Annotated in this window: 19 protein-coding genes; 13 read left to right on the top strand and 6 right to left on the bottom strand. The window is 46.7% G+C overall.

Annotated features, from left to right (window positions below; genetic code table 11):
• Positions 1–101: 101 nt before the first annotated feature.
• Both AC3WTF_RS01910 and AC3WTF_RS01905 read right to left on the bottom strand, forming a co-directional pair.
• Complete coding sequence (locus AC3WTF_RS01910; RefSeq protein ID WP_020955772.1) at positions 102–719, bottom strand: hypothetical protein; 618 nt, start codon at positions 717–719, stop codon at positions 102–104.
• 309 nt (positions 720–1028) lie between these two features.
• Positions 1029–1217 carry a YlaF family protein gene (locus AC3WTF_RS01905; protein ID WP_003154504.1) on the bottom strand — a complete coding sequence of 63 codons (189 nt, stop codon included), beginning with the start codon at positions 1215–1217 and terminating at the stop codon, positions 1029–1031.
• 111 nt (positions 1218–1328) lie between these two features.
• Between AC3WTF_RS01905 and typA the strand changes: the two genes are divergently transcribed.
• Positions 1329–3167, top strand: a complete 1839-nt coding sequence (typA, locus tag AC3WTF_RS01900) for a translational GTPase TypA (protein ID WP_007409675.1) — start codon at positions 1329–1331, stop codon at positions 3165–3167.
• Between the two features lie 56 nt (positions 3168–3223).
• On the top strand, positions 3224–3544 hold the full coding sequence (locus tag AC3WTF_RS01895; protein WP_007611192.1) for a YlaH-like family protein: 321 nt from the start codon (positions 3224–3226) through the stop codon (positions 3542–3544).
• Between the two features lie 41 nt (positions 3545–3585).
• Here AC3WTF_RS01895 and AC3WTF_RS01890 read toward each other — a convergent pair whose 3' ends face one another.
• Both AC3WTF_RS01890 and AC3WTF_RS01885 read right to left on the bottom strand, forming a co-directional pair.
• Complete coding sequence (locus tag AC3WTF_RS01890; RefSeq protein WP_007409677.1) at positions 3586–3795, bottom strand: YlaI family protein; 210 nt, start codon at positions 3793–3795, stop codon at positions 3586–3588.
• Between the two features lie 101 nt (positions 3796–3896).
• Positions 3897–4520, bottom strand: a complete 624-nt coding sequence (locus AC3WTF_RS01885; protein ID WP_012117484.1) for a YhcN/YlaJ family sporulation lipoprotein — start codon at positions 4518–4520, stop codon at positions 3897–3899.
• Between the two features lie 154 nt (positions 4521–4674).
• On the opposite strand from AC3WTF_RS01885, the gene AC3WTF_RS01880 reads away from it, so the two are divergent.
• Positions 4675–6003, top strand: a complete 1329-nt coding sequence (locus AC3WTF_RS01880) for a PhoH family protein (RefSeq protein ID WP_015417407.1) — start codon at positions 4675–4677, stop codon at positions 6001–6003.
• Here the strand turns inward: AC3WTF_RS01880 and AC3WTF_RS01875 are convergent.
• Positions 5998–6474: a peptidyl-prolyl cis-trans isomerase gene (locus AC3WTF_RS01875; protein WP_129003151.1), complete on the bottom strand. Its 477-nt coding sequence runs from the start codon at positions 6472–6474 to the stop codon at positions 5998–6000. The genes AC3WTF_RS01880 and AC3WTF_RS01875 overlap by 6 nt on opposite strands.
• A gap of 103 nt (positions 6475–6577) precedes the next feature.
• On the opposite strand from AC3WTF_RS01875, the gene glsA reads away from it, so the two are divergent.
• The 4 genes from glsA to pyc all read left to right on the top strand — a co-directional run bounded on the left by glsA (position 6578) and on the right by pyc (position 12833).
• The gene (gene glsA, locus AC3WTF_RS01870; RefSeq protein WP_015239797.1) at positions 6578–7507 is read left to right on the top strand and encodes a glutaminase A; all 930 of its coding nucleotides are present in this window, start codon (positions 6578–6580) and stop codon (positions 7505–7507) included.
• Positions 7508–7614: 107 nt separating this feature from the next.
• Positions 7615–7896 carry an Fpa/YlaN family protein gene (locus tag AC3WTF_RS01865; RefSeq protein ID WP_003154494.1) on the top strand — a complete coding sequence of 94 codons (282 nt, stop codon included), beginning with the start codon at positions 7615–7617 and terminating at the stop codon, positions 7894–7896.
• A 203-nt stretch (positions 7897–8099) separates the two neighbouring features.
• Positions 8100–9311 (top strand): FtsW/RodA/SpoVE family cell cycle protein, encoded by a 1212-nt coding sequence (locus tag AC3WTF_RS01860; protein WP_007409682.1) that lies wholly within the window; start codon positions 8100–8102, stop codon positions 9309–9311.
• Positions 9312–9386: 75 nt separating this feature from the next.
• Entirely contained in the window at positions 9387–12833 is a 3447-nt protein-coding gene (gene pyc / locus AC3WTF_RS01855; RefSeq protein ID WP_007409683.1) for a pyruvate carboxylase, read from the top strand.
• Between the two features lie 98 nt (positions 12834–12931).
• On the opposite strand, the gene ctaA is transcribed toward pyc, so the two are convergent.
• The gene (ctaA, locus tag AC3WTF_RS01850; protein WP_007409684.1) at positions 12932–13858 is read right to left on the bottom strand and encodes a heme A synthase CtaA; all 927 of its coding nucleotides are present in this window, start codon (positions 13856–13858) and stop codon (positions 12932–12934) included.
• 343 nt (positions 13859–14201) lie between these two features.
• Here ctaA and cyoE point away from each other — a divergent pair, with 343 nt between their 5' ends.
• The 6 genes from cyoE to ctaG all read left to right on the top strand — a co-directional run bounded on the left by cyoE (position 14202) and on the right by ctaG (position 20174).
• Positions 14202–15119, top strand: a complete 918-nt coding sequence (gene cyoE, locus AC3WTF_RS01845; protein ID WP_003154486.1) for a heme o synthase — start codon at positions 14202–14204, stop codon at positions 15117–15119.
• Positions 15120–15336: 217 nt separating this feature from the next.
• Entirely contained in the window at positions 15337–16407 is a 1071-nt protein-coding gene (gene coxB / locus AC3WTF_RS01840) for a cytochrome c oxidase subunit II (RefSeq protein ID WP_327992457.1), read from the top strand.
• 31 nt (positions 16408–16438) lie between these two features.
• Positions 16439–18307, top strand: a complete 1869-nt coding sequence (ctaD, locus tag AC3WTF_RS01835; RefSeq protein ID WP_007611227.1) for a cytochrome c oxidase subunit I — start codon at positions 16439–16441, stop codon at positions 18305–18307.
• Positions 18307–18930 (top strand): cytochrome c oxidase subunit III, encoded by a 624-nt coding sequence (gene ctaE / locus AC3WTF_RS01830; RefSeq protein ID WP_003154482.1) that lies wholly within the window; start codon positions 18307–18309, stop codon positions 18928–18930. Before ctaD ends, ctaE begins: the two co-directional genes overlap by 1 nt.
• A 2-nt stretch (positions 18931–18932) precedes the next feature.
• The gene (gene ctaF, locus AC3WTF_RS01825) at positions 18933–19265 is read left to right on the top strand and encodes a cytochrome c oxidase subunit IVB (RefSeq protein ID WP_007409686.1); all 333 of its coding nucleotides are present in this window, start codon (positions 18933–18935) and stop codon (positions 19263–19265) included.
• A gap of 24 nt (positions 19266–19289) precedes the next feature.
• The gene (ctaG, locus tag AC3WTF_RS01820) at positions 19290–20174 is read left to right on the top strand and encodes a cytochrome c oxidase assembly factor CtaG (RefSeq protein WP_492314165.1); all 885 of its coding nucleotides are present in this window, start codon (positions 19290–19292) and stop codon (positions 20172–20174) included.
• Positions 20175–20194 lie beyond the last annotated feature (20 nt).

Raw genomic sequence — 20194 nt, 5'->3', positions numbered from 1 at the left:
GTCTAATTTCGGATAACAATCATCCGTATTCAAACTTGAAGGTGTTTTTATTTGTCTCATCTTATGGGGTCAGTCCCGAATGACCGGGCGTTTTAATCCGTTTACTCAGCCGGATGAAAGGCTGTATAAATGCCTTCAAGCAATTCCTGGGGCAGTGAATTAAAGAATCCCGCACACAGCTTTGCTTCTTTTTTTCCTGCTCCTGCTTTTTCAGCAAGTTCCTGATCAAATGTATACACACCGTCTTCTTCAATCAGCGCAGATTGAAGGATATGAAGACTTTGGGAAAAAGCGGTGAACAGCTGATCAACGATAAGGGCCTCTTTTTCCGTAAAGCCGAGCTCCACCGCTTTTTCTTTATTAAATGTATATTCGCCGTCCGTTTTCTCAATACATTGAGAAAGTACGGTTAAAAATTCGGTTGAACTGTCCCACAGCTTTTGAATGATCTGGGCTTGTTCTTGATCTAATCCCAATTCAACCGCTTTTTCACCGTCAAAATAATAGACACCGTCTTTTTCGTAAATCGATTGGCTGATGATGTCAATGAGTTTTGCCGCGTCTTCCGGTGTTTTCTCAGCGGAAGCCTGCAGGACATGCGGTTCATTTGCCTGAATCGTTTTTGCGCCGGCAGAATCAAGCGGACTGAATGCAAGCAAGGCGGCTGAGGCGGTTGCGGCGGCAGTTACAGCGGTTTTCTTCAAAAAAGATGTTTTCATTTCGTTCTCTCCTTGTCATGTGTATTTGCTTACAGCCACAAGTATAAAAAGACAATGATGGAATTGAAATAGGAGGTATGGTATTTTCTGCATAACGATGCCGGACTATTTCAGACTGCATATTCTGAGGGAATCTGCTGATGTAACTAGAATGGGAGCTGTCATTTCCGGCTTCCTGACTAGGCGGCGGGGGAGATAAGCCTTACATCTCAGCCTGTTTTGAGGATATAAAAAAGCCTGAATCTTTGATTCAGGCTTCATAAGATATTGTCTTTCCATGTTTACGGAATTTTGCAAAGGGTCATGCTTTTAATCAAGCAGTCCCTGTTCGCGCATTTTTTTCTTTACGGTGAAACCGCTTCCCATCATGGCGATAACAAGAACAATGCTTCCGATGATGCCCCATGCGCTTTTCTCAGCGATTGATACGCCGATCAGCATCATGCTGAAGACTGCTGCGAATGCAAATAATAATAAGAGCCAATTCAATTTTTTCATATTTCCATCCCCTTTAACGTCATACTTTCAGTTTACAGAAAAACGTAACGCTTTTAAAGAGGATGTGTGGTATAATATGAAAGTTATCTAATTTTTTTAGGAGATGAAAATGTGAAACTTCGAAACGATCTTCGCAACATCGCGATTATTGCCCACGTTGACCATGGGAAAACGACTTTGGTAGACCAATTGCTTCACCAAGCCGGAACATTCCGTGCCAACGAAAATATTGCCGAACGCGCAATGGATTCAAACGATCTTGAACGTGAACGCGGTATTACAATTCTTGCGAAAAATACTGCGATTAACTATAAAGATACACGCATTAATATTTTGGACACTCCGGGACACGCCGACTTCGGCGGAGAGGTAGAACGGATTATGAAAATGGTTGACGGCGTTCTGTTAGTCGTTGACGCATATGAAGGCTGCATGCCGCAAACCCGTTTCGTACTGAAAAAAGCCCTTGAGCAGAACTTAAATCCGGTTGTCGTCGTAAACAAAATCGACCGTGATTTCGCCCGCCCGGAAGAAGTCATTGATGAAGTGCTTGATTTGTTCATCGAGCTTGACGCAAACGAACAACAGCTTGAGTTCCCTGTCGTCTACGCTTCTGCGATTAACGGAACGGCAAGTCTGGATCCGAAAAAGCAGGACGAAAATATGGAATCACTGTATGAAACGATTCTTGAACATGTCCCTGCCCCGGTAGATAACGCCGAAGAGCCTCTTCAATTCCAAGTGGCGCTGCTTGATTACAATGATTATGTCGGCCGTATCGGTATCGGACGCGTTTTCCGCGGCACGATGAAAGTGGGTCAGCAGGTTTCATTGATGAAACTTGACGGAACGGTAAAATCATTCCGCGTAACGAAAATCTTCGGTTTCCAAGGATTGAAACGCGTGGAAATTGAAGAAGCGAGAGCGGGAGACCTCGTTGCCGTTTCGGGCATGGAAGACATCAACGTCGGTGAAACGGTTTGTCCGGCTGACCACCATGAGCCGCTGCCGGTTCTGCGCATTGATGAGCCTACGCTTCAAATGACATTTGTCGTAAACAACAGCCCGTTTGCAGGCCGTGAAGGCAAATATGTCACAGCCCGCAAAATTGAAGAGCGTCTGAACGCGCAGCTTCAAACAGACGTCAGTCTTCGTGTCGAACCGACTGCATCACCTGACGCATGGGTTGTTTCAGGACGCGGTGAGCTTCACCTGTCCATTTTAATTGAAAACATGCGCCGTGAAGGCTATGAGCTTCAAGTGTCTAAACCTGAAGTTATCATTAAGGAAATCGACGGCGTAAGCTGCGAGCCTGTTGAGCGCGTGCAGATTGACGTGCCTGAAGAGCATACCGGTTCTGTTATGGAATCAATGGGTGCGAGAAAAGGCGAAATGCTTGATATGATTAATAACGGAAACGGCCAGGTCCGCCTGATCTTTACCGTACCTTCACGCGGACTCATCGGCTATTCTACTGAGTTTCTGTCACTGACACGCGGTTTCGGTATCCTGAACCACACGTTTGACAGCTATCAGCCGATGCAAAAAGGCCAAGTCGGAGGCCGGCGTCAGGGTGTGCTCGTTTCCATGGAAAACGGAAAAGCGACATCTTACGGAATTCAAGGTATTGAAGACCGCGGCGTCATCTTCGTGGAGCCCGGAACAGAAGTATATGAAGGCATGATTGTCGGCGAACATAACCGTGACAATGACCTTGTCGTCAATGTCAGCAAAATGAAACAGCAGACAAACGTCCGTTCCGCTACGAAGGATCAAACGACTACGATTAAGAAAGCGCGCATTATGTCGCTTGAAGAATCACTCGAGTACTTAAACGAAGATGAATACTGTGAAGTAACGCCGGAATCCATCCGTTTAAGAAAGAAAATCCTGAATAAAAACGAACGTGAAAAAGCGGCGAAAAAGAAAAAAACAGCAGGAATGTCTTAATCACTTGCAGAATTTGAAAAGGTAGAACCCGAACGGAAAAGGGGAGGGGGATCCTTTTGAATGAAGTAAGTGAACGGCTGTCGTTCTTTGCGGCTCTTTACCAAGTGGATGAGCATCCGCTGACGGGAATGTGGCTGTTATACGGAACGATCGTCGTGCTTTCGGTGATTGTATTTAAACTCGGCTTTGCCAAACGGCTGCCGGTGTTGAAGGCTGCGGCAGTTTATCTCTTTCTCGTGCTCGGCTGCACAGTGCTGACTTTTTTCGGTGTGTTTCTGCCGGTCGGAGAAGGGCTTGTTGTCGCCGCCTTGATTTTGATCGTTTACAAAATCCGTCTGCACCAGTCCAAAAAAAGCCAGTCAGCTAAACCGCAATAAAAAAATGACCTTGCCTTCCGGCGGGTCATTTTTTATTCGGTTTATTTTTTCAGTTTATCTTTTTTCGCTTTTTGTCCGGGATGAAAGGAAAAGTGTCCGGTATTCAGCCGCGCCTCCGTTTTGACTTTGATTCGGTCATGGCATTCCCGGCACATATATGTATGAATCGGACGATTGCGGAGGCGTTTGGCTGTCAGTGTTTCATCATCAATTTGTTCGATTTTGTCGCAAATGGAACATTTTACTCTCATTGATTTTCACCTCTTTCACTATGACAAGCATTATAACATGGATGCCCCTCCTGCCAAAGGGAAAGAAAGCAGCGCCCTTCCTTTGGAGCGGGCGCTGCTTTTTACCGGCGGTTTTTCATATGATGATCCGATTGATCGTTCTGTTCGTTTTGCAGCTTGTTCTGGTCTCTTTGGTTCAGCTGATCATCATTCGATTGAGTCGGTGATTCTTTTTCATTGTCGGTCACATCATTCGGGACTTCCGGCATGACACGGCCGACGATGGCGGCAAGTTCGTCCAAAATGCCTGAAACGGGGCGGCCGGCCTTAATGTCGCTGCCCATGCCTCTCAGACGGGAAACCGTATCAGGATCAGCCACGACAACGGCATTGGCGCCGTAAGGATCGTTTTTTAACGCCTGGGCAACCGTGTATTTAATGCTCTCCACTTTGCTTCTTTCTAAATTGTCATCCACATCGATACCGACAACGGAGTATCTTCCGAGTACAACCGCGGTGGCATCTGAAATGCCGGGGATTTTTTCGGTTACCTCGACGAGATGCTTAGCGATGTCTGTCCGGCCGGGATTTTCAGCTGTCTCAGGAGCCGTATTTTTCACATGGATCGGTTTTGCATCGCGCTGATCGGCTGATTCGTTCTGAATATTGCGGCCGCGGCCGTCCTGTACAGCAGTGCAGCCGGTAAGGATAAACAAGGCTTGTATGATAATGAAAAGAATTCGCACGTCAGATTTCCTCCTTGAATGCTTTCATTTATTTTATTGTTGAATTAACCTTCTATCTTTATGCACCAAATCATATATTTTAGCAGGCATCCCCGTTATTCGCGGAAAGAGAAGCACACGATGGGCTTTGATCCTTATTTCAGGAGGCTGAGACTTGAGTAAAATTTATGTGTTAGATACGAATGTACTTTTGCAGGATCCTAACGCCATTTTTTCCTTTGAAGAAAACGAAGTTGTCATCCCCGCCGTCGTGCTGGAAGAGGTCGATTCAAAAAAGCGGTATATGGACGAGGTCGGGAGAAATGCGAGGCACGTATCTAAGCTGATAGACGGGCTCAGGGAGAAAGGAAGGCTGCACGAAAAAGTTCCGCTTGAAAGCGGAGGAACGCTCAGAATTGAACTGAACCACCGGTCATTTCACCAGCTCCAAGAAATTTTTATCGAAAAAACGAATGATAACCGCATTTTGGCGGTGGCAAAAAATTTAAGCCTTGAGGAGGAAACGAAAGAAAACGGCCGCCTCGTCATCCTGGTCAGCAAAGATGTGCTTGTCAGGGTAAAGGCGGATGCCATCGGGCTTTTGGCGGAGGACTTTTTAAACGACAGAGTCGTTGACCATGATGAAATATATAGCGGGTACAAAGATATATTTATGAATAAAGAGCGGTTTGCCTCGTTTTATAAAGACAAACAAATTTCAGTCAAGGAGCTTCAGCAGCATCAGGTTTATCCGAATCAATTTGTGCTGATGAAAGATGAATTAGGAGGATCTTCGTCTGCGGTCGGCATGACAGATAAGAAAGGCGAGACCGTAAAAAGACTCGTTTTCGATGATGAGCACGTGTGGGGTATCAGGCCGAAGAACGTCCAGCAGACAATGGCGCTTGAACTCCTGCTGAGGGAAGATATCCCGCTCGTCACCCTGATCGGAAAAGCGGGAACGGGAAAAACCTTGCTTGCTCTCGCGGCAGGGCTTCTGCAGACGGAGGATCTCGGTATTTATAAAAAACTGATCGTCGCGCGTCCCATCGTCCCGGTGGGAAAGGATATCGGATATTTGCCTGGCGAAAAAGAGGAAAAGCTCAAGCCGTGGATGCAGCCGATCTTTGATAATCTTGAATTTTTATTCAATGCGAAAAAGCCGGGTGAACTTGAAGCGATTTTGGCAGGAATCGGATCGATTCAGGTGGAGGCGCTGACATACATTCGGGGGAGAAGCATTCCGGATCAGTTTATTATTATTGATGAGGCTCAGAATTTGACGAGGCACGAGGTCAAAACGCTTTTGACTCGGGTGGGAGAGGGCAGCAAAATTGTCCTGATGGGCGATCCGGAGCAAATAGATCACCCATACTTAGACAGTTTAAACAACGGACTTGCTTATGTTGTAGAACGGTTTAAAGAACAAACCGTCTCCGGCAGCGTGAAGCTTGTGAAAGGTGAGAGATCCGGCCTTGCACAGCTTGCCGCCGATTTGTTATAAAACTTCGATTTCTGTGACGCCCGTTATCGGTTTTTCAAAGTCGCCGTCCACGTAAAAATGGACCGGGCCGCCGTCTTGAAGGGGTTTCCCCGCATCGCTGAAATGCGCGATTGCGTCCATCGCCTTTTCTAGCGGCACTTCGGTTCTTTCTGATTTTGAAATAAATGCGCACAGGACAGCGCTTTCTTTCGGCTCGGCATTTGCTAAAACAGCGCCGAGCTTCATGGCGAAGCTGCCGTTCATCAGTCTTTCTTTTTCATAACGTTTTTCGCTTTTTAAAGTCGGCGGCGAAATGCGCCCTTCTCTGATCACCCGTTCCGGATCAAGCGTATGCGCCTGGGTTTCTGCAGAGCCGTCCGGATGAACGGGCTGATTTTTTTCAAACGGAAACTTGCGGTCATCGAAAATCCAGACACTCGGATCAATTGTAATCGGATATGTAACATTGCCTTTTACCTGAATAACGCTCATGGTGAAGCCCCCCTTTACTTAAAGTATAAAAGTTTTCGCATGAATTGTCACTTTGCGTCGCAAATTAGATGTATACAACGGCAGCGAAGTGAGGATGATCGACATGGTATGCCGGCATTACCAAGAGCTGGACGCATTAGTTCAGGAAGCGAAAAAAAGGACCGAAGAAGGCAAAGTGGCAGACTATATTCCGGCTCTGGCTGAATCTGAACAAGACAGCCTTTCGGTCACGATTTATCATGCGGAAAATACATGTCTGACGGCAGGAGACGCCGACCGGACATTTACGCTGCAGAGCATTTCGAAAGTGCTTTCTCTGGCGCTCGTACTGATGGATTACGGAAAGGAAAAGGTGTTCAGCTGCGTGGGTCAGGAGCCGACCGGCGACCCGTTTAATTCCATGATTAAGCTTGAAACAGTGAATCCGGGCAAGCCTTTAAATCCGATGATTAATGCGGGAGCTCTCATCGTTACGGGTTTCATTAAAGGGCATTCGCCGAAAGACCGCCTGGATTACCTGCTCGGATTCATCAGAAGACTTGCGAATAATCAGGACATTACATATTGCAGACATGTCGCGGAATCAGAATTCAGTTCATCCATGATTAATCGGGCCATGTGTTATTACATGAAGCAGTATGACATTTTTAAAGGCGATGTTGAAGAGGTCATGGATTTGTATACAAAACAGTGCGCGATTAAGATGAGCAGTCTGGATTTAGCCAAAATCGGCTGTGTATTCGCCCTTGACGGCAAGCATCCGGAAACCGGGGAGCAGGTCATTAAAAAAGATGTGGCGAGAATCTGCAAGACGTTTATGGTGACATGCGGCATGTACAATGCGAGCGGGGAATTCGCGATCAAGGTCGGCATTCCCGCTAAAAGCGGCGTTTCGGGAGGAATCATGGGCATTTCGCCGTACAACTTCGGAATCGGTATATTCGGCCCGGCGCTTGATGAAAAAGGCAACAGCATCGCGGGTGTGAAGCTTTTGGAAATCATGTCTGAGAAATACAGGCTGAGTATTTTTTGAAACATTTTTTATCATAACATCTGCTTAAATTCTCTTGCAATTTCATCTGATACCCTTTATGATAAATAGAAGAATTAGGTACTCGCCTGGGGAACGGAGGGATACTTTTGGCTTCAGAGATTATAGTTGACCATCAGCAGAAAGCATTCGAGCTGTTGAAGTTAGATGCTGAGAAGATTTTGAAGCTGATCCGAGTACAAATGGATAACTTAACGATGCCTCAATGTCCTCTGTATGAAGAGGTCTTGGATACTCAGATGTTCGGACTGTCGAGGGAAATCGATTTTGCTGTCCGCCTGGGATTAGTTGACGAAAACGACGGCAAAGAGCTGCTGGACAGACTTGAAAGAGAACTGTCTGCTTTGCATGACGCGTTTACAGGAAAATAAATGATCAAACTCAAACTATTCAACGGTTTGGGTTTTTTTATAACCGTAAACCGTTTTTTGCATCTTCTTTTCGTAAGACGGTCTCTTAATCTGCATTTCATCCGAAAAACTATAAAGAAACTGCGTAAAATGTTTATGAATTATAGTAAAATATAATACGCAATAGGTATTAAACGTAAGCTTTAAGCAGGAAAGAGGATGTTATGTTTAAAAGAATGTTAAAATCTTACGATTATTCATTGATATGCGCTATCATTCTGCTGTGCAGTTTCGGATTGGTAATGGTATACAGCTCAAGCATGATTACCGCCGTTATGCGTTACGGCGTGAGCAGCGACTATTTCTTTAAACGGCAGCTGTTCGCCGTCATCGCGGGGTTTGTGCTGTTTATCATCGCGGCCGTTTTTCCGTACAAAGTGTTCGCCCATCAAAAGATTCAGAAATTCATACTGCTTGCGTCAGTGGCTGCGCTTTGCGCGCTGTTTGTTTTCGGACATGTTGCCGGAAACGCGCAAAGCTGGTTTAAAATTGGCGGAATGGCCATTCAGCCGGGGGAATTTGTCAAGCTGACCCTGATACTGTACCTTGCCGCGGTATACGCAAAGAAACAAAGCTATATCGATCAGCTTTTGACGGGGGTTGCGCCGCCGGTGATCGTCACCGTAGTCATTTGTGCGCTTATCGCCATTCAGCCTGACTTCGGAACGGCGATGATTATCGGCCTGATCGCATTTTGCGTCATTATGTGTTCGGGATTCAGCGGAAGGACCCTGCTCAGGCTGGTTCTCATGGCGGGAATCGTATTGCTCCTTGTCAGCCCGATCATCTATCTGAAATGGGACGATATTTTGACACCTGGGCGTATGAGCCGGTTTGAAAGCCTTGAAAATCCATTTAAATACGCCAGCACATCAGGCCTGCAGATTATAAATTCGTATTATGCGATCGGCTCAGGCGGTTTTTTCGGTCTCGGTCTTGGAGAAGGCATTCAAAAATACGGTTATCTGCCTGAATCGCATACAGACTTTATTATGGCGGTTATTTCAGAGGAGCTCGGCATTTTCGGCGTCCTGTTTGTCATTGTGCTGCTGGCTTTTGTCGTGTTAAAAGGTTTTTATATTGCGAGAAAATGTGAAGATCCGTTCGGGAGCCTTTTGGCAATCGGGATATCCAGCATGATTGCGATTCAGACCTTTATCAATCTCGGCGGTGTCAGCGGCTTAATTCCGATTACAGGTGTTCCGCTGCCGTTTATCAGCTACGGGGGCTCATCAATGTTGTTGTTATTAATGAGCGCCGGTATATTGGTGAATGTCAGCATGCATGTCAAGTACTCAGAAAAGAAGAAAAAGAGGGAGCCCGTTCCGTCTAAGGGGGTAAAAAGACGGCAGACGGAAAAATCTGTGTATCTCTAAAAAACAAGTGTATACACAGGGCGGATATTCCTTTATTATAAACTACATATTTATTAGGCCAAGGGGGAGAAAAGTTTGTCACAACAATCCATCCAAAAAGTGTTAGTAGCAAACAGGGGAGAAATTGCGATTCGGATTTTCCGGGCGTGCACAGAATTGAACATCAGAACGGTAGCCGTTTATTCAAAAGAAGATTCGGGCTCCTATCATCGCTATAAAGCGGATGAAGCTTATCTTGTGGGAGAAGGCAAAAAACCGATTGATGCGTATCTTGATATTGAAGGGATTATTGAGATCGCAAAAAGAAACGGCGTAGATGCCATTCATCCGGGCTACGGATTTCTCTCTGAAAATATCCAATTTGCGAGACGCTGTGAAGAAGAGGGCATCGTATTTATCGGACCGACGTCAGCGCATTTGGATATGTTCGGAGATAAGGTAAAGGCGAGGGAGCAGGCAGAAAAAGCCGGCATCCCCGTTATTCCGGGGAGTGACGGACCGGCTGAAACATTAAAAGATGTCGAACAATTCGCAAAAGTCCACGGATTTCCGTTTATTATTAAAGCATCGCTCGGAGGCGGAGGGCGCGGAATGAGAATCGTCCGAAGCGAAAGCGAATTGAAAGAATCGTTTGAGCGGGCCAAATCAGAAGCGAAAGCCGCATTCGGAAACGATGAAGTGTATGTTGAAAAACTGATCGAAAATCCTAAGCATATTGAAGTTCAGGTGATCGGAGATAATGAAGGCAATGTCGTCCATCTGTATGAGCGGGACTGTTCCGTTCAGAGACGCCATCAAAAGGTCATTGAGGTGGCGCCGAGTGTATCTTTGCAGCCTGAATTAAGGGACGAAATCTGTGAAGCGGCTGTGGCGCTTGCGAAAAATGTCGGCTATATCAACGCGGGGACCGTGGAGTTTCTCGTAGCGCGCGGTGAATTTTACTTTATTGAAGTGAACCCGCGCGTGCAGGTGGAGCATACGATTACGGAAATGATAACGGGGGTTGATATCGTTCAGACGCAAATCCTCGTCGCGCAGGGCCACGGACTGCACAGCCGTGCCGTCAATATCCCTGAGCAGAAAGACATTTTTACAAACGGGTATGCGATACAATCACGTGTGACCACTGAAGATCCGCTGAATGACTTTATGCCTGACACGGGTAAAATTATGGCTTACCGCTCAGGCGGCGGCTTCGGCGTCCGCCTTGATACGGGAAACAGCTTCCAGGGCGCCGTCATCACGCCTTATTATGATTCACTGCTTGTCAAGCTGTCGACATGGGCGCTGACGTTTGAACAGGCATCAGCGAAAATGGTCCGCAACCTGCAGGAATTCAGGATCAGGGGCATTAAGACCAATATTCCGTTTCTTGAAAACGTGGCAAAGCATGAAAAATTCCTGACGGGCCAATACGACACATCGTTTATCGACACAACGCCTGAGCTGTTTGTTTTCCCAAAACAGAAGGACCGCGGAACAAAAATGCTTTCCTATATCGGCAATGTCACGGTGAACGGTTTTCCGGGAATCGGGAAAAAAGAAAAACCTGCATTTGATAAGCCTCAGACCGTTACGTTAGGTATCGGGGAAAAGCCGGCAAGCGGTACGAAACAGATCCTTGATGAAAGAGGCGCTGAGGGGCTTGCAGACTGGGTGAAAGAGCAAAAATCCGTGCTCCTGACCGATACAACGTTCAGGGATGCCCATCAGTCCCTGCTTGCAACCCGGATCAGATCCAATGATTTGAAAAAAATCGCGAATCCTACGGCTGCCCTGTGGCCTGAACTGTTCAGCCTTGAAATGTGGGGAGGCGCGACATTTGATGTAGCGTACCGTTTCTTAAAAGAAGACCCTTGGAAGCGCCTTGAAGATCTTCGCAAGGAAGTGCCGAACACATTGTTCCAGATGCTGCTTCGTTCATCAAATGCCGTCGGTTATACAAACTATCCGGACAATGTCATCCAAAAATTTGTCCGGCAGTCAGCGGAGTCAGGTATTGACGTATTCCGGATCTTTGACAGCCTGAACTGGGTAAAAGGGATGACGCTGGCCATCGATGCCGTCCGTGAAACCGGAAAAGTGGCGGAGGCTGCGATTTGTTACACGGGAGATATTCTTGATAAGACCCGGACGAAATATGATTTGCAATATTATCTTTCTATGGCGAAAGAGCTTGAGGCGTCTGGTGCGCACATTCTCGGCATTAAAGACATGGCTGGTCTTTTGAAACCTCAAGCCGCATACGAACTTGTCTCAGCGCTGAAGGAAACGATTGATATTCCCGTTCATCTTCACACGCATGATACGAGCGGCAATGGCGTCTTTCTCTATGCCAAAGCTGTTGAAGCGGGTGTGGACATCGTGGATGTCGCCGTCAGCTCAATGGCGGGTCTGACTTCACAGCCGAGCGCAAGCGGATTTTATCATGCCCTTGAAGGAAACAGCCGCCGTCCTGAAATGGATGTCCGGCAGGTGGAAAGACTGTCGCAATACTGGGAATCCGTCCGTCAGTATTACAGTGAATTTGAAAGCGGGATGAAGTCTCCGCATACTGAGATTTATAATCATGAAATGCCGGGCGGCCAGTACAGCAATCTGCAGCAGCAGGCAAAAGGAGTCGGCCTCGGTGATCGCTGGAATGAGGTGAAAGACATGTACAGCGTCGTCAACCGCATGTTCGGCGACGTCGTGAAAGTAACACCTTCTTCCAAAGTCGTCGGAGATATGGCGCTTTACATGGTGCAAAACAATTTAACAGAACAAGATGTTTATGATAAAGGCGAAACGCTTGATTTTCCGGATTCAGTCGTTGAGCTCTTTAAAGGGCAGATCGGCCAGCCGCACGGCGGATTTCCGGAAAAACTGCAAAAGCTCGTTCTGAAAGGGCAGACGCCGATCACGGTAAGACCGGGTGAGCTGCTTGAACCGGTATCTTTTGAAGGCATTAAAGAAGAATGGAAAGAAACACATCATATGGAATTGAGTGATCAGGACGCAATCGCGTATGCTCTTTATCCGAAGGTGTTTACTGAATATGTTAAAACGGCGGAACGCTTCGGTGATATTTCCGTATTAGACACACCGACTTTCTTCTACGGCATGACACTCGGTGAAGAAATCGAAGTGGAAATCGAGCGCGGAAAAACGCTGATCGTGAAGCTTGTATCTATCGGTGAACCGCAGCCAGATGCGACACGTGTCGTTTATTTCGAATTGAACGGCCAGCCGCGCGAGGTGGTCATTAAAGATGAAAGCATTAAATCATCCGTACAGGAAAAATTAAAAGCAGATCGGACAAACCCAAGCCACATTGCGGCATCCATGCCGGGAACCGTCATTAAATTGTTAACGGAAACCGGGGCAAAGGTGAATAAAGGCGATCATCTGATGATTAATGAAGCGATGAAAATGGAGACGACGGTACAGGCGCCGTTCTCCGGGACGATACAGCAGATTCATGTGAAAAACGGTGAACCGATTCAGACAGGCGATTTACTGATCGAAATTGAAAAAGCGTAAAAAATGAACATAAAAAAACCTGATCCGCCCTCGTGTGCGATCAGGTTTTTTAGATGTAAAAAGGCCGAAGCTCTAATGCTTCGGCCTTTTCATGTGCCTCAGATGTACCGCTGTTTTGATTCATAGCGGAAGCGGGCGATTAATAATAAGAAATAGCATAAGACGCCGAACAGGCCGGCAATAAAGAGCGAATGGGCAAGTGCAAAGCCGGTGGCCATTTCTGAATAAACAACCATGATTCCGGAGAGCGCCTGTAATACAACAAAGGCAAGAGCCGCTATCCAGCCCCCAAGAATCTGTTTTTGGTCTTTGTAGGAGCGCACCGCATGTGCAAAAGCGACAAGAATCCATACGAACAGAAGCAGCGCTGCCGTTCTGTGGCCCATCTGCACCCATTCCTGAAAATGGGACGGAAGCCCGTGATTCAGCCTGCTGCAAAGCGGAACGTCAGGGCAGGCAAGGCTTGATTTCGTATGGCGCACATAAGCTCCCGTATAAACGACGATATACGTGTAAATCGAAAGGCCGATCATATGAAACTGCATTTTCCTGCCGATTCTGAGCGGCTTGACGAGCTTTTTGTCTGATTTATCAGCTTCGAATATGAGCAGCGTCAAAATCAGAACAGAAGCGAAAGAAATCAGCGATATGCCGAAATGAAGCGCCATAACGAGCGCATTTGATCCGAAAACAACCGCTAATGCGCCGAGAAGCGCCTGTAAAAATAAAAAGATAATGGACATAATGGCGAGAAAGGTTGTTTCACGGAAAACAGGCGTGACTTTTCTCCATGCCCAAAAAGCGAGACTCAGCACGAGAACGATTGAGACACCGCTTGCGAGTCTGTGGCTCCATTCAATGATAGAAGCGGCGTTAAGCTCCGGGAAAAACCGGCCGTGGCAAAGCGGCCACTGCCTTCCGCATCCGAGACCCGATCCTGTCTTTGTGACAAGAGCGCCGCCGATCAGCACGACGAGCATAACGAATGTCGTCAGCACGCCGAGCGCTTTCAAAGCTTTATTCATTTTACATTCACCTTCTTAACAAACTGGACAAAATGATATACGTACCAAGTGTAAGCGAATATGTGTTTTGTGGCAATTCTCAATTCTGTTTGTTCACAAAAATATAATAGAATCAGGACTTCTTAGATAATGGGGTTGATTATTCCAGATGGGTCTGATAGAAATAAAGTAACCGCTTTATTATGAAACCGGCGGATTTGGTAAAATTCATAAAAAGTTCACAAATAAATTCCTGTTTCTCGTTTAATATTTAAGAGGATGTTTTTTTACAGGTCATTATCTTGTATGATAGAGTTGCAGGTCTTAAAAAACCTGCTTTAGGTTTGTAAGGGAGGTTTACGTTATGGCTAATTCCAGAATTTTAAACGATACAGCTATAGACGGACAGATTGAAGAGACGACGGCATGGAAGGATTTCCTTTCGCTTATCAAAATAGGAATCGTCAATTCGAATTTAATTACGACTTTTACCGGCATGTGGCTTGCGTTACATATATCCGGTCTGAGTTTTTTAGGCAATTTAAACACCGTGCTTCTTACATTAATAGGATCTTCTTTGATCATCGCCGGTTCTTGTGCGGTTAACAACTATTACGACCGTGATATTGATCATTTAATGGAACGCACGAAAGTAAGACCGACGGTAACCGGAAAGATTCAGCCGAATCAAGCGCTGTGGTCAGGAATTTTACTCATTGCTTTAGGACTTATCATGCTTTTGATGACCACCGTGATGGCAGCAGTCATCGGTTTTATCGGCGTGTTTACGTACGTTGTTCTTTATACAATGTGGACGAAACGCCGTTATACGATTAATACGGTTGTCGGAAGTGTATCAGGCGCCGTGCCGCCGTTAATCGGCTGGACAGCGGTTGAAGGGCACATCGGTGTTGTCGCGTGGGTTTTATTCATGATTTTATTCATCTGGCAGATTCCGCACTTTTTAGCGCTTGCGATTAAAAAGACGGAAGATTACCGAGCTGCGAATATTCCGATGCTTCCGGTAGTGCACGGCTTTGAAGTGACGAAAAGACAGATTATCGTCTGGGTCGCATGCCTGCTGCCGCTTCCGTTTTTCCTCGGCAGTCTCGGTCTTCCGATCGTCATTCTCGGCACTTTGCTGAATGTCGGATGGCTTGTTCTCGGACTGATGGGATTCCGCATGAAAAACATCATGAAGTGGGCAACTCTTATGTTTGTCTATTCGCTTAATTACATGACCATTTATTTTGTAGCGATGGTGGTCTTTACGCTGTTTTAATTGAATAATGAGCTTGTTTGATCGCCAAAACAAACAATGACAACTAGTAAACGCCGCCTTGACCTTTTGTTTAATCAGGCGGCTTTGCTTTTATACATAGATGGAATTTTAAGTAAAAAATCTCATATTTTAAGAAATGAGGAAAAGAAGTATTTCGGCTGGAAGCAGATTTACTGCTTGTGCATCTCGTACTGATTCAAAAAAGGGGTTGGGTGAAATGTTAAAGCGTTGGCGTCTTTTATCATTATTAGCCTTAGTGCCGCTTTTATTGAGCGGCTGTGGAAAACCGTTTCTGTCCACACTCAAGCCTGCCGGCGAAGTGGCTGATAAACAATATGATCTGACGGTGCTCAGCACACTTATCATGGTTGTCGTCGTTGCGGTCGTAGCAGTTATTTTCTTTTACGTCATTGTGAGATTCAGACGGTCGCGTATAGGGGAAGACACGATACCGAAACAGGTGGAGGGGAACCGTTTTTTAGAAATCACCTGGACCGTTATTCCGATCCTGCTTCTGATTATTCTTGTCATTCCGGTTGTCATCGATACATTGGCGCTGGCGGATACGTCGCCGATGGATAAGAAAAACCGTAAAGCAGAGGATGCGCTCGTGATTAATGTAAGGGCGAATTTATACTGGTGGGAATTCGAGTATCCTGATTACGGGTTTGTGACAAGTCAGGAGCTGATCGTTCCCACAGATGAACGCGTCTATTTCAAGCTGAAGTCCTCAGATGTGAAACACTCTTTCTGGATTCCGTCAGCCGGGGGAAAAATCGATACGAATACGGATAATGACAATACTTTCTTTCTGACCTTCGATTCTAAACGCAGCAAAGAAGCGGGAGAATATTTCTTCGGGAAATGCGCAGAGCTGTGCGGACCTTCACATGCGCTGATGGATTTCAAAGTGAAACCGCTGCCGTCAAAAGAATTTAAACAATGGACGAAAGCGATGAAAAATTATAAGCATACAACAGATTCCGGTTTAGCCGCGCAAGGAGAAGAGCTGTTTAAGGAAAAAAACTGCCTGAGCTGTCATGCGGTTGAGCCCAATGATAAACGGGCTGAAGCGGCAAGAACGGCTCCGAACCTCGCTACCTTCGGTGAACGGGTCAAAGTGGCCGGCATTAAGGATGCGGATAAAGAGAATATAAAAGCCTGGCTGAAAAATCCGGACAGCATTAAACCGGGCAATAAAATGACAGGCACTTATCCGAAGCTCTCGGACGCTGAAACGGATGCGCTGTATGAATATTTAAAAGGGCTGAAAGCGGAGAACAAGTGAGGACAGGGAGATATCAGGGGGGAGGTCGTAAATGATGAATACGCTTACAGGACAGCAAAGAAAAAGCTCTTTGCTTTGGGATTATTTGACGACGGTTGACCATAAGAAAATCGCGATTTTATATATGATCGCCGGGGGATTTTTCTTCGTCGTCGGCGGACTTGAGGCCATGCTTATCAGGATTCAGCTCTTGAGGCCGGGGAACGATTTTATGGGTGCTCAGCAGTTTAATGAAATTATGACGATGCACGGCACGACAATGATCTTCCTGGCGGCGATGCCGCTGTTATTCGGGCTGATGAACGCGGTTGTGCCGCTTCAGATCGGGGCGCGTGACGTATCGTTCCCATTTTTGAATGCGCTCGGATTTTGGCTGTTTTTCTTCGGAGGCATCTTTTTGAATCTGAGCTGGTTTTTAGGAGGCGCTCCTGATGCAGGATGGACGTCGTACGCGTCGCTTGCGCTGAATTCGAAAGGGCACGGCATAGACTTTTTCGTGCTCGGCCTACAAATATCAGGCTTAGGTACGCTGATTGCGGGGATCAATTTTCTCGCCACGATTATTAATATGAGGGCGCCGGGTTTGACGTATATGAGACTGCCGCTGTTTACGTGGACGACATTTGTGGCGTCGGCACTCATTTTATTCGCATTTCCTCCGCTCACCGTCGGTTTGGCGCTGATGATGCTGGATCGTTTGTTCGGAACGAATTTCTTTAATCCTGAATTGGGCGGCAATACGATAATCTGGGAGCATCTGTTTTGGATTTTCGGGCATCCGGAAGTATACATTTTGATTCTTCCAGCCTTTGGGATTTTTTCAGAAATCATTCCCGTATTTGCGAGGAAACGTCTGTTCGGTTATTCGTCTATGGTCTTTGCGATCGTGCTGATCGGCTTTCTCGGGTTCATGGTTTGGGTTCACCATATGTTTACGACGGGACTCGGACCGATCGCTAATGCGATATTTGCGGTTGCGACGATGGCGATCGCGGTGCCTACGGGCATTAAAATTTTCAACTGGCTTTTGACCATCTGGGGAGGAAATGTCAAATTCACGACGCCTATGCTGTATGCCGTCGCCTTTATTCCTTCTTTCGTACTCGGAGGAGTCACGGGTGTCATGCTGGCGGCCGCAGCGGCAGATTATCAGTTCCACGATACGTATTTTGTCGTAGCGCATTTCCACTATGTCATTATCGGCGGCGTTGTGTTCGGCATCCTGGCGGGCGTGCATTTCTGGTGGCCGAAAATGTTCGGGAAGGTGCTTCATGAAACGATGGGGAAAATTTCGTTCGTCTTATTTTTTATCGGGTTTCATCTTACCTTCTTCATTCAGCATTTCCTCGGTTTGATGGGAATGCCGCGGCGCGTTTACACATATCTGCCCGGCCAGGGGCTTGATACCGGCAACCTGATCAGTTCAATCGGCGCGTTTTTCATGGCGGGCGCGGCTGCTTTACTCGTCGTCAATATTATTTATACCTCAATAAAGGGGAAATACGTCGGGAACGACCCGTGGCTGGACGGTCGTACGCTTGAATGGGCGGTCTCTTCGCCGCCGCCGGAATATAATTTTAAACAGCTTCCGTTTGTCCGGGGACTTGACCCGCTGTGGATTGAAAAGCAGGCCGGAAATGAAGGGATGGCGCCTGCAGAGCCTGTAGAGGACATTCATATGCCGAACGGCTCCATCATGCCGTTTATCATATCTTTCGGGCTGTTTGTCGCAGCGTTCGGGTTTTTATACCACTCCGATTATTCATGGGGGCTTCCGGTTATCTTCATAGGGCTCGGCATCACATTCTTTACCATGCTGCTTCGCTCTGTGGTCGATGATTACGGCTATCATATTCACAAAGAAGATCTGCCGAATGATGATAAAGGGGTGAAGGCGTAATGCAGCTGCAGGAAAAAATGACGGCTGAAACCTTTCCGGCTTCTCCTGAAAAAGCAACGCTGGAGGGGAAAAATAAGTTTTTGGGATTTTGGCTGTTTCTCGGCGGGGAAACGGTTCTGTTCGCCTCGCTATTTGCAACATTCCTTGCTTTACGGGAATCTAAAGCCGGAGGGCCGTCAACGGCTGAGATGTTTGAGCTGCCGATCGTATTTATCGCGACGATGCTTCTTTTAACGAGCAGCTTAACGAGTGTGTATGCGATGTATCATATGAAAAATTTCTCCTTTAAAAAAATGCAGGTGTGGCTTTTGGTTACCGTTTTATTGGGAGCAGGATTTTTAGGGGTAGAAATCTATGAATTTATGCATTACACTCACGAATTCGGCTTTACCATTACAAGCTCTGCGCTCGGCTCAGCGTTTTACACGCTCGTCGGCACACACGGAGCACACGTGGCGTTCGGGCTGTTGTGGATCAGCGCGCTCATGATCCGGAATGCAAAAAGAGGGCTCAGCCTTTATAATGCGCCGAAATATTATGTGGCCAGCTTATATTGGCATTTTATCGATGTCGTGTGGGTCTTTATCTTTACCGTTGTATATTTGATGGGGATGGTGGGATAACGATGGACGATAACAAAAACAGAGGGACTGTCAGTACGGATCTCGAATATCGAAAAAAGAAAAATGCCGAGGAGATGAAATATCAGGTCATATCCTTCGGTTTGATGATCGGCCTTACGCTTGTCGCGTTTTTGACGGTGGCTGCTGACGGCATTGCCGGATGGTTTACGATGCCGTTTCTGATCCTGCTTGCGGTCATCCAGGTCATCTTTCAGCTGTTTTACTTTATGCATATGAGCCAGAAGGGGCATGAAGCGCCGTCATTATTTCTGTATTCGGGAATATTTGTCGCGTTTATCACCGTGCTTGCATTTGTCACGATTATTTGGTGGTAATCGGGACGGCGGGGAGTGAGAGATTTGATTAATTTGGAAATGTTCGGGTTTCGCGCAATGTGGAGCCCGTATCTGTTTTGTATAACTGCCGTGATAACAGGTGTTTACTTTTACTGGTGCAGCCGGCATAAAGGACGTGTGTCCGCTAAGGAGAAGGTGCTGTTTGTGCTTTCCGCGCTATTTTTTTACGCGGCTGCGGGAAGTCCGGTTGATTTATTGGGCCATGTGATGTTCAGCGCCCATATGGCGCAGATGGCGGTTCTGTTTTTAGTCGTACCGCCGCTGTTGATTTCCGGAATTCCCGGCTGGGCATGGAAAAAACTGATCTTCCGTCCTGTCGTAAAGCCGCTGTTTTCGTTCTTTTCAATGCCGCTTATCGCATTAGTGCTGTTTAACGGTATTTTTTCAATGTATCACATTCCGTTTATATTTGATTTCGTCAAAACGGATTCGCTGTATCACACGCTGATGAACGGACTCATCTTTGTAACGGCGTTTTTTATGTGGTGGCCGCTTGTGCATAAGGTGGACGGTCTGCCCCGTCTCAGCGGTTTAATGAAGCTGGGGTATATTATGGGAGACGGGATTTTGTTAACGCCGGCCTGCGCGCTCATTATGTTCAGCGGGGCGCCCATGTATGCCACGTATACAGATCCGGCGGCTTGGGCCGAAGCAATGAAGCTTTGCGTTCCTTTAGATTTGCTGGAGGAGATCCCTTTATCCGGGCCGGAGATGTTTAACACGCTACCTCCTTTGGAAGATCAGCAGCTTGGGGCAGTGCTGATGAAAATCATTCAAGAGGCGGTCTACGGAACATATTTGGCTGTCATCTTTTTTCAGTGGGTCAGAACGGAACGGGAAAAAGATACGCTGTCAGAGCCGCCGTATATCGAGCATACCGTCTCATAAAAAAAGTACAGCAGAATATG

Source organism: Bacillus sp. EB106-06-01-XG163, assembly GCF_058791615.1.
Note: the sequence above shows the minus strand (reverse complement) of the source record. Positions and strands in the feature narration are given on the sequence as shown.

What these genes read in the sequence shown, in the direction of transcription:
- AC3WTF_RS01910 (WP_020955772.1), bottom strand. Translation starts at nt 719, where the DNA reads ATGAAAACATCTTTTTTGAAGAAAACCGCTGTAACTGCCGCCGCAACC.
- AC3WTF_RS01905 (WP_003154504.1), bottom strand. Translation starts at nt 1,217, where the DNA reads ATGAAAAAATTGAATTGGCTCTTATTATTATTTGCATTCGCAGCAGTC.
- AC3WTF_RS01890 (WP_007409677.1), bottom strand. Translation starts at nt 3,795, where the DNA reads ATGAGAGTAAAATGTTCCATTTGCGACAAAATCGAACAAATTGATGAT.
- AC3WTF_RS01875 (WP_129003151.1), bottom strand. Translation starts at nt 6,474, where the DNA reads ATGAGCGTTATTCAGGTAAAAGGCAATGTTACATATCCGATTACAATT.
- glsA (WP_015239797.1), top strand. Translation starts at nt 6,578, where the DNA reads ATGGTATGCCGGCATTACCAAGAGCTGGACGCATTAGTTCAGGAAGCG.
- AC3WTF_RS01860 (WP_007409682.1), top strand. Translation starts at nt 8,100, where the DNA reads ATGTTTAAAAGAATGTTAAAATCTTACGATTATTCATTGATATGCGCT.
- ctaA (WP_007409684.1), bottom strand. Translation starts at nt 13,858, where the DNA reads ATGAATAAAGCTTTGAAAGCGCTCGGCGTGCTGACGACATTCGTTATG.
- cyoE (WP_003154486.1), top strand. Translation starts at nt 14,202, where the DNA reads ATGGCTAATTCCAGAATTTTAAACGATACAGCTATAGACGGACAGATT.
- coxB (WP_327992457.1), top strand. Translation starts at nt 15,337, where the DNA reads ATGTTAAAGCGTTGGCGTCTTTTATCATTATTAGCCTTAGTGCCGCTT.
- ctaD (WP_007611227.1), top strand. Translation starts at nt 16,439, where the DNA reads ATGATGAATACGCTTACAGGACAGCAAAGAAAAAGCTCTTTGCTTTGG.
- ctaE (WP_003154482.1), top strand. Translation starts at nt 18,307, where the DNA reads ATGCAGCTGCAGGAAAAAATGACGGCTGAAACCTTTCCGGCTTCTCCT.
- ctaF (WP_007409686.1), top strand. Translation starts at nt 18,933, where the DNA reads ATGGACGATAACAAAAACAGAGGGACTGTCAGTACGGATCTCGAATAT.